13 protein-coding genes and 1 riboswitch are annotated in these 13,442 nt (G+C 47.4%); of the genes, 1 reads left to right on the forward strand and 12 read right to left on the reverse strand.

Features of this window, described 5'->3' with window-relative positions:
• Positions 1 to 13 precede the first annotated feature (13 nt).
• The gene (locus RKD52_RS12750; RefSeq protein ID WP_454100001.1) at positions 14 to 715 is read right to left on the reverse strand and encodes a phosphoadenylyl-sulfate reductase; all 702 of its coding nucleotides are present in this window, start codon (positions 713 to 715) and stop codon (positions 14 to 16) included.
• Between the two features lie 108 nt (positions 716 to 823).
• Positions 824 to 937, reverse strand: a complete 114-nt coding sequence (locus tag RKD52_RS12755; RefSeq protein WP_454101211.1) for a YezD family protein — start codon at positions 935 to 937, stop codon at positions 824 to 826.
• 94 nt (positions 938 to 1,031) lie between these two features.
• Positions 1,032 to 1,137, reverse strand: a riboswitch (SAM riboswitch).
• A gap of 295 nt (positions 1,138 to 1,432) precedes the next feature.
• Here RKD52_RS12755 and RKD52_RS12760 point away from each other — a divergent pair.
• On the forward strand, positions 1,433 to 1,693 hold the full coding sequence (locus RKD52_RS12760) for a hypothetical protein (protein ID WP_454100002.1): 261 nt from the start codon (positions 1,433 to 1,435) through the stop codon (positions 1,691 to 1,693).
• Between the two features lie 34 nt (positions 1,694 to 1,727).
• Here RKD52_RS12760 and pyrE read toward each other — a convergent pair whose 3' ends face one another.
• The 10 genes from pyrE to pyrR all read right to left on the reverse strand — a co-directional run bounded on the left by pyrE (position 1,728) and on the right by pyrR (position 13,377).
• A complete protein-coding gene (gene pyrE, locus RKD52_RS12765; protein WP_454100003.1) occupies positions 1,728 to 2,360 on the reverse strand; it encodes an orotate phosphoribosyltransferase in 633 nt (210 codons plus the stop codon).
• Positions 2,357 to 3,076 carry an orotidine-5'-phosphate decarboxylase gene (pyrF, locus tag RKD52_RS12770; RefSeq protein WP_454100004.1) on the reverse strand — a complete coding sequence of 240 codons (720 nt, stop codon included), beginning with the start codon at positions 3,074 to 3,076 and terminating at the stop codon, positions 2,357 to 2,359. Before pyrF ends, pyrE begins: the two co-directional genes overlap by 4 nt.
• Positions 3,045 to 3,980 (reverse strand): dihydroorotate dehydrogenase, encoded by a 936-nt coding sequence (locus tag RKD52_RS12775; RefSeq protein WP_454100005.1) that lies wholly within the window; start codon positions 3,978 to 3,980, stop codon positions 3,045 to 3,047. Before RKD52_RS12775 ends, pyrF begins: the two co-directional genes overlap by 32 nt.
• A complete protein-coding gene (locus tag RKD52_RS12780) occupies positions 3,974 to 4,756 on the reverse strand; it encodes a dihydroorotate dehydrogenase electron transfer subunit (protein ID WP_454101212.1) in 783 nt (260 codons plus the stop codon). The genes RKD52_RS12775 and RKD52_RS12780 overlap by 7 nt, the downstream gene beginning before the upstream one ends.
• Entirely contained in the window at positions 4,756 to 7,968 is a 3,213-nt protein-coding gene (carB, locus tag RKD52_RS12785) for a carbamoyl-phosphate synthase large subunit (RefSeq protein ID WP_454100006.1), read from the reverse strand. Before carB ends, RKD52_RS12780 begins: the two co-directional genes overlap by 1 nt.
• Positions 7,953 to 9,053, reverse strand: a complete 1,101-nt coding sequence (locus RKD52_RS12790) for a carbamoyl phosphate synthase small subunit (protein ID WP_454100007.1) — start codon at positions 9,051 to 9,053, stop codon at positions 7,953 to 7,955. The genes carB and RKD52_RS12790 overlap by 16 nt, the downstream gene beginning before the upstream one ends.
• Positions 9,050 to 10,336 carry a dihydroorotase gene (locus RKD52_RS12795; RefSeq protein ID WP_454100008.1) on the reverse strand — a complete coding sequence of 429 codons (1,287 nt, stop codon included), beginning with the start codon at positions 10,334 to 10,336 and terminating at the stop codon, positions 9,050 to 9,052. The genes RKD52_RS12790 and RKD52_RS12795 overlap by 4 nt, the downstream gene beginning before the upstream one ends.
• Complete coding sequence (locus RKD52_RS12800; RefSeq protein ID WP_454100009.1) at positions 10,320 to 11,237, reverse strand: aspartate carbamoyltransferase catalytic subunit; 918 nt, start codon at positions 11,235 to 11,237, stop codon at positions 10,320 to 10,322. Before RKD52_RS12800 ends, RKD52_RS12795 begins: the two co-directional genes overlap by 17 nt.
• A 147-nt stretch (positions 11,238 to 11,384) precedes the next feature.
• Positions 11,385 to 12,692 carry a solute carrier family 23 protein gene (locus RKD52_RS12805; protein ID WP_454100010.1) on the reverse strand — a complete coding sequence of 436 codons (1,308 nt, stop codon included), beginning with the start codon at positions 12,690 to 12,692 and terminating at the stop codon, positions 11,385 to 11,387.
• Between the two features lie 139 nt (positions 12,693 to 12,831).
• Positions 12,832 to 13,377: a bifunctional pyr operon transcriptional regulator/uracil phosphoribosyltransferase PyrR gene (pyrR, locus tag RKD52_RS12810; protein ID WP_029281474.1), complete on the reverse strand. Its 546-nt coding sequence runs from the start codon at positions 13,375 to 13,377 to the stop codon at positions 12,832 to 12,834.
• Between the last annotated feature and the right edge of the window lie 65 nt (positions 13,378 to 13,442).

A 13,442-nucleotide genomic window follows, 5' to 3' on the forward strand; every position in this document is an offset into this window, starting at 1 on the left:
CGGCAATCCCCCCTTATCCATGCAGGCCGCATTCTGTTTTGCCCTGGCCGCTCCATCTGCCCGAACGCAGATCGTCTGCACTGAACGCAGGCGCTGTACAGTGGAAACAGCCGATGCTCGGGTATCCCTGATCATGGAGAGGATTATACGGGAGGTCATTTTTATGAACATAGCGCCAGACATCTTTCCACGTCCAGTGAATGAGTGGACAGACTTTTACCGACTGAAACTTGTCGTCTTTATTGATAAACTGCACATGTTTCCTGGTTTCAGACTGCTCTCTCCGAAGCCCCGAAATCCACGCTTCTGACTGAGAGAGTGTTTCATTCAGCGGCTGAAGCTTTCTGATTGCACAGCATTGATTCGGATTCGTCTCCCAAAGCTTATCTCCATGCTGTTCAGCTTGCTCTGCTAGAGTAAGTGCAGGTTTTTTCATCGTAATTCGGAGCTTGGGATATTTTTCTTTTACACGTTCAATCGTTTCGTAGGTTTCCTTGAAATGAACATCTGTATCAAGAAAAACAATCGCGGCATCCGGTTTTACTTTTGAAATCAGGTCAATGAGAACGATGCCCTCAATGCCAAAGCTGCAGGCATAGACAATCTCATCCCCGTAATGCCCGTAAGCCCAGTTCAGCACATTCAATGCGCCGCTGTACCCGTCGTCTGTTTCAAAATTCTGCTCATGCTCCTGCCATGTTTTATACGTAAGCATGCTGATCTTCTCCTCACCTTGGGTCCTGATTATGCAATCGGTTTTTCAACCCGATCACAGGATCCCGCATTTCGTTAAAATGCCTCCGTTTTATCCAGTCAGCATCTCTTATTTCATTCTGATTTTTTCATTTTTTTCAAGCTGGATCACTTTTCCGTCCTGAACGATAAGTGTTACAGAACCGTAGTTCATTGTGCCGAGCAATTCCTTAAGCCTGTCAATAACAGCATCAAGATGTTGATCCTTCCCCACAGTGGTCCCCCGTTTCTTTCCCATTAAAAAAAGCCTTCCGGTTTGAAAGACTGTTCAGGCATCAACCTTATCTTCCAAAATGGGTTTCATTTTGCTGGATGTAGCACCTTGCATACATGCAGGTTGCCGGGCTTCACAGGGCCAGTTCCCTCCGCCTCTCTGGATAAGTTTATTATATTTTTCTAAATTTTATCACAATTGAGGTTTCTGTCAACCTTAGTTTTTCGATCGGAATTAAATAAATGCGGAAGCGCACGGTTAGCTCCGGCAGCCAGATAAGAAATCACCCGAAAAGTCCGGTCTTGACTTTTTGGGGGATTTTGTTCTGGCAGAGGTGTTGGGCGCTGAAGCTGGACACAATTGCAGCTTAAAATATTATTCTTAACATGATAAAAAAGTGCTAGATTTACAGGGCCGGAATAAGGTGTAGTAAAGTTCGTCCGGGAGGTGAGAATTATTTTTATATTGTTAAGTGCAGCTGCCGTTTTTTATGCTTTAGGCGGATTTTCATTAGCTTATGCGGCAATGGAGATTGATGACCCAGCCATTTTTGAAAAAATGAAAGCGGAACGCGGAGTGATGAAGGGCTTCGGGATGATCGGTTTTGCGGGATTTAAACTCAGCGGGAAACTGCTACCTGCACCATGGCAAAAAAATGGATTCAGAATTGGCTTTTTGCTGATCAGCATACTGTGCTTTTCCGGAAGCATGCTGATATGGAAATAAAAAAGGCATCAGCTGCTCCTGATGCCTTTGTCATTTATACGTTCAGCCATTCTTCTGACGATGGATTTTCACGCCATTTCTTCAGCTTGGCTAAGTCTTCTTTTTGAATGGAGCCTTTTTTCAGAGCTGTTTCAATCAGGGAAGAATAGTCCGTCAGTGATACGGAATGAATTCCTTCTTCCTCAAGCATCTCTGTCCCTTTTTGAAGTTCGTATGTGAAAATGGAGACAACGCCGATGACTTCACAGCCAGCTTCTCTAAGCGCTCTGACGGCTGTAATCACGCTTCCCCCGGTTGAAATCAAATCCTCCACTACAACCACTTTCTGGCCTTCGCGGACCTTCCCTTCAATCTGATTGCCCTTTCCGTGCCCTTTCGGCTTGCTTCTTACATAAGACATCGGCAAATTCAACAGGTCGCTTACCCAAGCAGCATGAGGAATTCCTGCAGTAGCCGTGCCTGCAATCATTTCAGCTTGAGGGTAATGCTCTCTGATCAGAGCGGACAGACCTTCTGCAATGTTTTTTCTTACCTCCGGATAAGAGAGCGTCAGGCGGTTATCACAGTAGATCGGTGATTTGAGCCCGCTTGACCATGTAAACGGATCATTAGGGCTAAGGAATACAGCTTCGATTGTCAGCAGTTGTTCGGCAATTTGATGGTTCATACAGGCAGTCCCTCCCAGGCGTTTTTCATTTGAGTATAGGCTGAAAGCGGATCCGGTGCTTTGGTGATGCTCCGTCCTGCCACAATGGCAGTTGAGCCGAGCTCTCTCGCTTTTTCAGGAGTTGCCACCCTGACCTGGTCATTTACTGCATCACCGCTCATGCGTATGCCGGGTGTTACGGTCATAAACGAGCGGGGAAGCTCGCTGTAGATGCGGGGCACCTCCAGAGAAGAGCACACAATACCGTCAAGGCCGCTTTTTGCAGCAAGCTTAGCGTAGCTTAATACGGTGTCATCAAGGCTAGTGCTGATCAACAATTCGTTTTTCAGCATCTCTGCCGACGTGCTTGTCAGCTGAGTGACAGCAATGCAGGCGGGACGCTTGGAGCCTGCAGGTGTTCCGGCCTCTAGACCTTCCATTGCCGCTTCCATCATGGCACTGCCGCCGGCCGCATGCACATTGACGAGATTGACTCCGAGTCCGGCAAGACCCCTCATCGCTTTTTTCACGGTTTCGGGAATATCATGGAGCTTAAGATCAAGGAAAATCTCATGGCCGCCTGATTTCAGCTGATCAATCACCGCAGGACCTTCTCTGTAAAACAGTTCCATTCCCACTTTTACATACAGCTTCTGTCCGGACATTTTTCCCAGGAATTCTCCTATTTCAGCAGCATCCTTAAAATCAAGCGCGATAATCAGCGGTCTCACGTTCATGCTTATAGCTCCTTCCGATGCAATCAGTTATGTGGTCAAACCCGTATTTTCTAAGTACATGAGGCAGTTCTTCAATGATTTCTGGGCAGACAAACGGATTCACAAAGTTCGCTGTTCCTACTGCTACGGCGCTTGCTCCCGCGTACATGAATTCAAGGACGTCTTCTGCTGTCTGAACACCGCCCATGCCGATAATCGGAATGGATACAGCCTGGCTGACTTCATGAATCATGCGGATGGCCACCGGTTTGATGGCAGGGCCGGATAAGCCGCCTGTGCGGTTTGCAAGAACCGGTTTTCCAGTTTTCAGGTCCAGTCTCATTCCGATAAGCGTGTTGATCATCGTTAAACCGTCTGCTCCGGCCGCTTCGATCGCTTTGGCAATGTCAGTAATGTTGCTTACGTTCGGTGACAGCTTGACATAAACAGGCACCTCCGACACAGCTTTTACGGCGCGCGTAAGGGAGGCTGCCATCTCGGGGTTTGTACCGAATGCAATTCCTCCGGTTTTAACATTCGGACAGGAAATGTTCAGTTCAAGTGCGTGAACATTTTTCGCCATGCTGATTTCTCTTGCTACCTGCACGTAGTCTTCTTCCGCGGAACCCGCCACGTTTGCAAGAATCGGCACGTCAAATGCCTCCAGCCATGGAAGTTCGTTTTCAAGAATCCCGCTTAGTCCAGGGTTTTGCAGGCCGATTGCATTGAGCATGCCCGCTTCTGTTTCAGCCACCCTCGGGGTCGGATTTCCGTACCGCGGTTCAGCCGTTGCTGCCTTGATCATGATGGCTCCAAGTTTATTCAAGTCATAAAGACCTGCAAATTCTTTTCCGAATCCAAAGCAGCCTGAGGCCGGCATAATCGGATTTTTGAGTGACAGTCCCGGAAGTTCAACATTCAGCATGACAGCACAACCTCTCCTGCTTTAAATACCGGCCCGTCGGTGCATACTTTTTTATAAGATGTGCCATTCGGGTCATCCGCTGTATGGCACACACATGCAAAGCATGCGCCGATTCCGCAGCCCATTCTTTCTTCAAGAGAGAGAAAAACAGGTTTGTCTGGAAAAAGATTTTCAAGGCTTGCAAGCATGGGTGTCGGACCGCATGCGAAAAGAGCGTCAAACTCCATGCTGCGTTCTTGGATGCAGTCTGTAACGAACCCTTTCGTCCCGTATGAACCATCTGCCGTCGCAATATAAGTTTCTCCGAGTTTCTTAAACTCACGTTCATAGAAAACCTGATTCGCAGACTGGAAACCGAGCACGTGGCGGACGTTAACACCCCTTGCAAGCAGACGTCTTGAAAGCTCATATAAAGGAGGAACTCCGATGCCGCCTCCAACAAGAAGCGCTGTATCTCCCTGTTTCAGGCTCTCCGGATCAAATCCGTTTCCAAGCGGTCCGAGCACATCGACGAGTTCTCCTTCTTTCCTTGCAGAAAGGAGCTTTGTGCCCGCTCCCTCTGCCCGGTAGATCATCGTGAATTCGCGCTTTTCTTTCTCTATTTTTGCAATGCTGATCGGTCTTCTTAAAAGAGGAGATGCTGCACTTGAAACTTTAATATGAACGAACTGGCCGGGCTGGTTCATTTCATCAACCAGACTTCCTTTTAATGTAAGTTCAAAAATCCCCTCAGCAATTTCTCTTTGTCCGGCAATGATCATCCATTCTTTTCGGATCAAGCGTATGTCACCTCTTTGCTGATTACTCGTTTTGGCATTTGTTCAGTTGAGAATGTCATTGACTCTAAAACTCTTAAAATCGCTTTTGCTGTGTCAAGTGACGTGAGGCATGGAATCCCGTTTTCAACCGATTCGCGTCTGATTCTGAAGCCATCGCGCTGCGGCTGTTTCCCCTTAGTCAATGTATTGATGACGAACTGGGCTTCGCCCGTGCGGATAATATCGAGCATATTTGGTGACTCGCTGCCGATTTTGCCCACGATTCTCGCTTCTACCCCATTCTCATGCAGATAGCCGGCTGTTCCGTTTGTTGCCATGATCTGATAGCCGATTGCACTGAAGCGGCGTGCTACTTCCAGTCCCTCTTCTTTATCCTTGTCAGCGATTGTCAGCAGGACCTGTCCGTAGTTCTGCACTTTCATTCCTGATGCAATCAGTCCTTTATAAAGAGCTTTTTCAAGGGTTGTGTCTTTTCCCATCACTTCGCCTGTCGATTTCATTTCAGGACCGAGCGTAATGTCCACTCTGCGCAGCTTCTCAAATGAGAAGACCGGCACTTTGACATAGACGCCTTCGCTTTCCGGCTGAATGCCAGTTTCATAGCCGAGTTCAGGCAATGATTTGCCGAGTATGACTTTCGTTGCAAGATTCGCCATCGGCACGCCGGTTATTTTGCTCAGGAATGGAACCGTGCGGCTTGATCTTGGATTCACTTCGATGACGAATACTTCATCTTTATAGATGACAAACTGGATGTTCAGAAGCCCTTTAATGTTTAATCCCCTTGCAAGTGCTATTGTCCGTTCAGTAATCGTCTTTTTGATGTCATCCGTCAGTGTTTGCGGAGGATATACGGCGATGGAATCACCCGAGTGAACCCCTGCACGCTCGATATGCTCCATGATCCCCGGGATAAAGACATTTTGGCCGTCTGAGATCGCATCGACTTCTATTTCTTTTCCAGTTAAATATTTATCAATTAAAACCGGATGCTGCGGATTAATTTTTACCGCATTTTTCATGTAATGCAGCAGATCGTTTTCCTCATGCACGATCTCCATTGCACGTCCGCCAAGAACATATGACGGTCTGACAAGAACCGGATAGCGGATGGATGACGCTATGGCAACCGCCTCTTCAACAGATGTCGCTGTTTTTCCAAGAGGCTGCGGAATGCCGAGCGTGTTTAATGTGTGCTCAAATTTATCTCTGTTTTCGGCACGGTCCAAATCCTCAAGAGATGTTCCGAGAATCTTGACGCCTCTTGCTTCAAGTTCATCCGCAAGGTTTATCGCTGTCTGTCCCCCGAACTGAACGACTACCCCTTTAGGCTTTTCAAGTTCGATGATGTGCATCACATCTTCCGCTGTCAGCGGTTCAAAGTATAGCTTATCCGAGATGCTGAAATCGGTTGAGACGGTTTCCGGATTGTTGTTGATGATAATTGCTTCATATCCGGCTTCTTTAATGGCCCATACGGAGTGTACGGTTGCATAGTCGAATTCTACACCCTGGCCGATTCTGATCGGCCCTGATCCGAGGACAATCACACTCTCTTTTTCTGTAACAGCCGATTCATTCTCATCCTCATACGTGCCGTAGAAGTACGGGGTTTCAGATTCGAATTCAGCTGCGCATGTATCAACTGTTTTATAGACAGGGAACAAGTTCAGCTGTTTTCTGAATTGGTATACTTCCCGCTCTGTTGTCTCCCAACGTTCAGCAATAGCCACATCAGAGAAGCCCATCTTTTTCGCTTTCTCAAGGACGATGGCATCAAATTTCGCTTCTGCAAGCACTCTTTCAAACTTGATGATATTTTCAATTTTCACAAGGAAGAAGGGGTCAATTCCGCTCCACTCATGAATCGTCTCGATTGTTACGCCTCTTCTGATCGCTTCAGACAGATAGAACAGTCTCTCGTCTCCTGCTTTGCGGATTCGCTTTTCAATCTTTTCATCGCTGAATTCGGCTGCATGTTTCAAATCGATATGGTACTGATCCGCTTCAAGTGAACGGACGGCTTTAAGCAGGGATTCTTCAAGCGTTCTGCCGATGGCCATCACTTCGCCTGTTGCTTTCATCTGTGTTCCGAGTCTGCGGTTGGCTGACTCAAATTTATCAAACGGCCATCTCGGGATTTTCGTGACGATATAGTCAAGAGCCGGCTCAAAGCACGCATACGTCTTGCCTGTTACCGGGTTCATCATTTCATCAAGAGTAAGTCCGACCGCAATCTTTGCGGCAAGCTTCGCAATCGGGTAGCCTGTTGCTTTAGAAGCAAGCGCTGATGAGCGGCTTACACGCGGATTCACTTCAATAATGTAGTACTGGAAGCTGTGCGGATCAAGAGCAAGCTGGACATTGCATCCGCCTTCGATTCCGAGTGCTCGGATAATTTTCAGAGAAACGTTTCTGAGCATCTGGTACTCTCTGTCACTAAGCGTCTGGCTTGGTGCAACGACGATGGAGTCGCCTGTATGAATGCCGACAGGATCAATATTTTCCATGTTGCAGACAACAATGGCGCTGTCATTTTTATCACGCATGACTTCATATTCGATTTCTTTATAACCCGCGATGCTTTTTTCCAGAAGACATTGTGTGACCGGACTGTACTTCAGTCCGCTTGTCACGATCTCGATCAGCTCTTCTTCGTTTGAGCAGATTCCGCCGCCTGTGCCTCCAAGTGTGTACGCAGGTCTTACGATGACAGGATAGCCAACTTTTTCTATAAAAGCGTAAGCTTCTTCAAGATTGTGGACAATATCGCTCTCCGGGACCGGCTCGTGGAGCTCATTCATCAGCTGGCGAAAAAGGTCGCGGTCCTCCGCTTTTTGAATAGCGCTTAGTTTTGTTCCAAGAATCTCAACCTTGCATTCTTCAAGAACCCCTGCTTCAGCAAGCTGAACCGCCATGTTAAGGCCTGTTTGGCCTCCAAGCGTCGGAAGAAGTGCATCCGGGCGTTCTTTACGGATGATTTTTGTCAAAAACTCAAGTGTCAGGGGTTCAATGTACACTTTGTCTGCCATTTCTGTATCTGTCATGATCGTTGCAGGGTTTGAGTTGACAAGGATAACTTCATAGCCTTCTTCTTTAAGAGCGATGCAGGCCTGTGTTCCTGCATAGTCAAACTCTGCTGCCTGGCCGATGATAATAGGCCCTGATCCGATTACTAGAATTTTTTTAATGTCTACGCGTTTTGGCATACGTTGATCCCTTCTTTCTTGAATGTTTCAATCATGTCGATAAATTGATCAAATAGTCCGTTTGCATCTTCAGGTCCCGGTGAAGCTTCAGGATGGTACTGCACGGTGAAGGCAGGGAGCGTTTTATGCTTCAGTCCTTCTACAGATCCGTCGTTTAATGCAAGATGTGTGACCTCGAGTTCTGTTGCTTTTACTGAATCAAGGGTTACGGTGTATCCGTGATTTTGGGAGGTAAGAGCTACCTTTCCTGTTGACAGATCTTTAACCGGATGGTTTGATCCGCGGTGTCCGAATTTCATTTTTTCCGTATCGGCTCCCCCTGCAAGGGCAAAAAGCTGATGGCCGAGGCAGATGCCGAATAGAGGAATTTTCCCGAGCACTCCGTTGATCATCTCAAGTGCATGAGGGACATCTTTCGGGTCTCCAGGTCCGTTTGACAGCATGATGCCGTCTGGATTTAACTGAAGGATTTCTTCAGCAGTTGCCGTATGGGGCACAACGACCACATCGCAGCTGCGTTTGTTCAGCTCGCGGAGGATGCCGTGTTTCATGCCGAAATCGACAAGGACCACTCTGCATCCGCGTCCCGGGCTTGGATAAGGTGTTTTAGTTGAAACAGTTTCCACCTGATTTCTTGGAAGCTCCGTTGATCTCAATGAGGCAATCACCTCATCTACATCTGCATGCTCTGAGCAAAAAGCGCCTTTCAGCGTTCCATATGTGCGGATAATTCTTGTCAGCTTGCGTGTATCTATGCCTGCAAGTCCGGGAATCCCCTTGATTTTGAAGTACTCATCCAGAGAAAACTCGCTTCTGAAATTTGATGGCACTTCACATAATTCTTTTACGATAAACCCGTTGATGAATGGAGAAATCGTTTCAAAATCGTCGCGGTTAATACCGTAGTTTCCAATCATCGGATACGTAAGCGTCACAATCTGTCCGCAGTACGACGGGTCGGAGAGAATCTCCTGATAGCCTGTCATCCCAGTATGGAACACTACTTCTCCCATTGTGTCCGCTTCGCTTCCAAATCCCTGTCCTGTAAAAATGGTGCCGTCTTCGAGAATCAGATGTCTGATCATACGTTTACTCTCTCCCTTTTCCATACGATTTTGCCTTCAACAATGGTAGCTGCCGGCCAGCCTTTGCATGAATAGCCTGCAAATGGTGTGTTTTTTCCTTTTGAAAGGAACGTTTCCGGATTGATGGTTTTTTCTTCTTCCAGATCAAGGATCGTCAAATCCGCTGCGCGGCCTTTTTCAAGTTTGCCGAAAGGCAGATTGAAAGTTTCCGCCGGTTTGACTGTCAGAAAATCAACAAGCTGTTTCAGCGTCCATTCTCCTGACTCTACAAACCGTGTATATAAAAGCGGGAATGCCGTTTCAAGCCCCACAATTCCGAATGGAGCAAGACTCAGAGGTTCAGCCTTTTCTTCCGCTGTATGCGGAGCATGGTCCGTCGCGATAAAATCAATTGTTCCATCAAGCAGTCCTTCAATCAGCGCTTCACGGTCTTCTTTCCCTCGGAGCGGCGGATTCATTTTGTAATTTGTGTCAAGTCCGGTAATATCCGTGTCGCACAGCAGAAGGTGATGCGGCGTAACTTCCGCTGTTACGTTTATGCCTGCTTTTTTCGCATCGCGCACCACTCTGACTGATTCTTTCGTGCTGATGTGGCAGACGTGGTAGTGGCAGCCTGCGGCTTCAGCCAGCAGTACATCTCTTGCAATCTGCACAGATTCGCAGATAGAAGGGATGCCATTGATTCCGTTCCGTTTTGCAAATTCCCCGTCATGAAGAGCTCCTTTATAGATCAGTGAGTTGTCTTCACAGTGTGCTACAATGCTTGCACCGGTGTCTGCCGCTTTTTTCATCGCCTCATACATCATGCCCGCAGACTGCACGCCTACTCCGTCATCTGTAAAGGCGAACGCTCCTGCATCTTTCAGCTTTTTGAAATCCGTCAGTTCTTTTCCAGCCTGTCTTACCGTGATAGATGCATACGGAAGAACTCGTACAGAAGCTTTTTCTTTAATCCTGTCCTGCAGCCAGTTCATTTGCTCTGCGTGGTCCGGAACAGGCTTTGTATTAGGCATGGCGGCAACGGCTGTAAATCCTCCCGCAGCAGCAGCCTTCGTACCTGTTTCAATTGTTTCTTTATGTTCTCCGCCAGGTTCCCTGAGATGGATATGTAAATCGATAAATCCCGGGGAAACCAGCTTGCCCTCTGCATCAATGACATCAGCTGCATCTGCTTCGATGTTTTCGCTGATCTCTGAGATGATTCCGTCTGAAATCAAGATGTCGGCTTTCACTTTCTCTCCGCTGTCCGTTAGAATAAAGCCGTTTTTAATGATAGATTGCATATGCTGCTTCCCCCTTGTTATGTGATGCTGCGCCCTCAAGCGCGCGTTTTAAAACGGCCATTCTGACGTAAACACCGTTTTCCATTTGCTTAAAAATGCGTGATCTTCTGCATTCAACCAGCTCATCTGCAATTTCAACGCCTCTGTTTACCGGAGCAGGATGCATAATAATGGCTCTTGGTTTCATCGCTTTTTCTCTTTCTAACGTAAGTCCGTAAAGTCTGTGATAATCAGCCCCGCCTGCGGTTTGATTTTCATGTCTCTCATGCTGAATTCTCAGGAGCATCACGACATCGGAAGCTTGAACAGCTCCATCTGTCTCTGCATATGTGCCGTATGTTTCATCTTTCCACTCATCAGGCGCACAGAGCAGGACATTCGCACCGAGCCTCCGCAGAACCTCCGCATTAGACCGCGCAACGCGGCTGTGTTTGATGTCACCGTGTATGGAGACCGTAAGACCTTCAAACCTCCCAAACTCCTGCAGGATGGTCAGCAGATCAAGGAGCGACTGTGTAGGATGATGACCGCAGCCGTCTCCTGCATTCAAAATCGGAATTCCGACTTTCTCTTTCAGTTCTTCGAAGTATTCATCTTCAGGGTGTCTGATGACGACTGCGTTTGCTCCTATTGCCTCAAGCGTTCGCACTGTGTCATAAAGGGTTTCTCCTTTTTGCACGCTTGAATGTGAGGCATCAAAGTTAAGGACGTTTAGGCCAAGCCTTTTTTCAGCTACTTCAAAACTGAAACGGGTTCTTGTGCTCGGTTCAAAAAACAGGTTAGCAGCAAACATCTGTGTTTTTTGACTGTCTATTTTTCCTGAACGGAATTTTTCTGCGTCTTTTAATATGGTTAAAATTTCATCTGCAGGCAGATCACTCATTCTAAGCAAGTGCTTCATCATCATCTCTCCCGTCATTTTCCCTGCAAAAAAACACCCTGAAATCCGGTTTCAGGGTGTGAGAAGGCATGACAAAACCTAAAAGTTGTTTTGCCCGTGCCCATCCACCCTTGCAAGCCTCTCTGGACTTTTGTTAAAAGGTGTTCTTTATGCAGCTGTATTTTTATTTGCATCTGTCTGTGCACTCTCGGCGGCTTTGCGCCCCGGCAGTACCGCATTTAGGACAATACCGATGATTGCCGCAAGCGCCATGCCGTGAAGTTCAAACTGCTCGCTTACTTTTATCATAGCTCCGCCGATCCCGATGACCAGGATGACAGAGGAAATCACAAGGTTTCGTTTATTTCCGAAATCAATCTTGTTGTCAGTCAGCATTCTTAATCCTGATGAAGCGATAATCCCAAACAGCAGGATGGACACGCCGCCCATGACAGGCGTAGGAATGGAGCTGATCAATGCTGAAATTTTTCCGATGAAGCCGAACACGACGGCCATAACCGCGGCACCTGCGATGATGTAGACGCTGTAAACCCGCGTAATGGCAAGTACACCGATGTTTTCACCGTACGTTGTATTCGGCGGTCCTCCGATAAGTGATGCAATCATCGTTGCCACTCCATCTCCAAGGATCGAACGGTGCAGACCAGGTTCTTTCAAATAATCCCTCTCCACCACTTTACCAAGGACAAGCTGATGTCCGATATGCTCTGACAGAGTAACCACTGCAACCGGAACCATCAGAAGAACGATTTCGTAGGAAAACCCTGGCGTATATGTGACAAAAGGTATGATAAAGTCCGGTTTTTGAAACAGTCCTGCCCCGACTACTTTACTGAAATCAACCAATCCGATGGAAAGTGCGTACAGGTAGCCTCCGGCGATTCCGATCAGGACAGGAATCAGGCTGACAAAGCCTTTGAATGCAACCGAGCACACAATTGTTATCGCAAGCGTCACTAGAGCCACCGAGAAGTAGGTCAGGTTATATTCTCCCTCAGGATTGTTCATGGCCATATCTACTGCAGTCCCTGCAAGGCTCAGTCCGATGACGATGATGACAGGACCGACGACAATCGGAGGCAGAAGCTTCATGATCCACTTGTATCCGACGATTTTAATCAGCAGGGCTACAAGTCCGTACACGACTCCTGCAAGGAAACTTCCGACCATTGCGCCTTCAGGTCCTTCAGCCGCCTTAGCTGCGATGATTGGTGCGATGAAGGCGAATGAGGAACCAAGATAAGCCGGCACCTGGCCTTTTGTGATAAGCAGAAATGCAAGCGTCCCAAGGCCGCTAGAGATCAGGGCGACAGCAGGATCAAGTCCGACCAAAAAGGGTACGAGGATGGTTGCTCCAAACATGGCAAACAGATGCTGAAAGCTCAGGGTGATCCATGTGAGCGGCTTTGGAGTTTCTTTTATATCAAGCTGTAGAGCTTCTTTTCTTGGTTTCATATCTATTCCCCGCTTTCTTTTTATAAAAAAAACCTCTTTGCATGAGGCTGCAAAGAGGCATAATCATCCTGTCAAATAAGAACACAGGTGTGATTTTCCGTTCCTTTTGCAGCCTCTCTGGACTTCATTAAAAGGTGGTCTATTCTTTTTCGTGTATGGCGACCTGATCGTTTTTATCGACTTCCATCAGTTCGACAACAATTTTTTCAGAGCTTGAGGTCGGAATGTTTTTGCCGACATAGTCTGCCCGGATCGGCAATTCTCTGTGTCCCCTGTCTACCAGGACTGCGAGCTGAATCTGTGAAGGTCTTCCGATGTCAATCAGCGCATCAAGCCCTGCGCGGACTGTTCTTCCTGTATAAAGAACGTCATCAATCAGGATGACTGTTTTGTTTGTGATATCTGCAGGAATATCCGAGCCTTTCACGAGCGGCTCCTCATTCACTGTTTTTTTGGAAAGGTCATCTCTATAGAGAGTAATGTCAAGCTCTCCTACCTCTACGGGCTTGCCTTCAATCTGTTCGATCCGTTCTGCAAGCCTTTTGGCAAGATGGATGCCTCTTGTCTTAATCCCGACAAGAATGACAGAATCGATGCCTTTGTTTCGTTCAATGATTTCGTGGGCAATTCTCGTCAATGCTCTTCTGATTGACTGCTGGTCAAGCACAACTGCTTTTTGGGGCATGCTGTTCACCTCTCCTTTTGAACCTGCAAAAAGAAAATCCCTCCTGCCGTCTGGCAAGAGGGATT

This window comes from Metabacillus sp. SLBN-84 (genome assembly GCF_053629595.1).

Coding starts and splice junctions, on each gene's coding strand:
- pyrF (WP_454100004.1), bottom strand. CDS start 3,076: ATGAACGTGAGACCGCTGATTATCGCGCTTGATTTTAAGGATGCTGCT.
- carB (WP_454100006.1), bottom strand. CDS start 7,968: ATGCCAAAACGCGTAGACATTAAAAAAATTCTAGTAATCGGATCAGGG.
- RKD52_RS12800 (WP_454100009.1), bottom strand. CDS start 11,237: ATGAAGCACTTGCTTAGAATGAGTGATCTGCCTGCAGATGAAATTTTA.
- pyrR (WP_029281474.1), bottom strand. CDS start 13,377: ATGCCCCAAAAAGCAGTTGTGCTTGACCAGCAGTCAATCAGAAGAGCA.
- pyrE (WP_454100003.1), bottom strand. CDS start 2,360: ATGAACCATCAAATTGCCGAACAACTGCTGACAATCGAAGCTGTATTC.
- RKD52_RS12795 (WP_454100008.1), bottom strand. CDS start 10,336: ATGCAATCTATCATTAAAAACGGCTTTATTCTAACGGACAGCGGAGAG.
- RKD52_RS12790 (WP_454100007.1), bottom strand. CDS start 9,053: ATGATCAGACATCTGATTCTCGAAGACGGCACCATTTTTACAGGACAG.
- RKD52_RS12805 (WP_454100010.1), bottom strand. CDS start 12,692: ATGAAACCAAGAAAAGAAGCTCTACAGCTTGATATAAAAGAAACTCCA.
- RKD52_RS12775 (WP_454100005.1), bottom strand. CDS start 3,980: ATGCTGAATGTTGAACTTCCGGGACTGTCACTCAAAAATCCGATTATG.
- RKD52_RS12750 (WP_454100001.1), bottom strand. CDS start 715: ATGCTTACGTATAAAACATGGCAGGAGCATGAGCAGAATTTTGAAACA.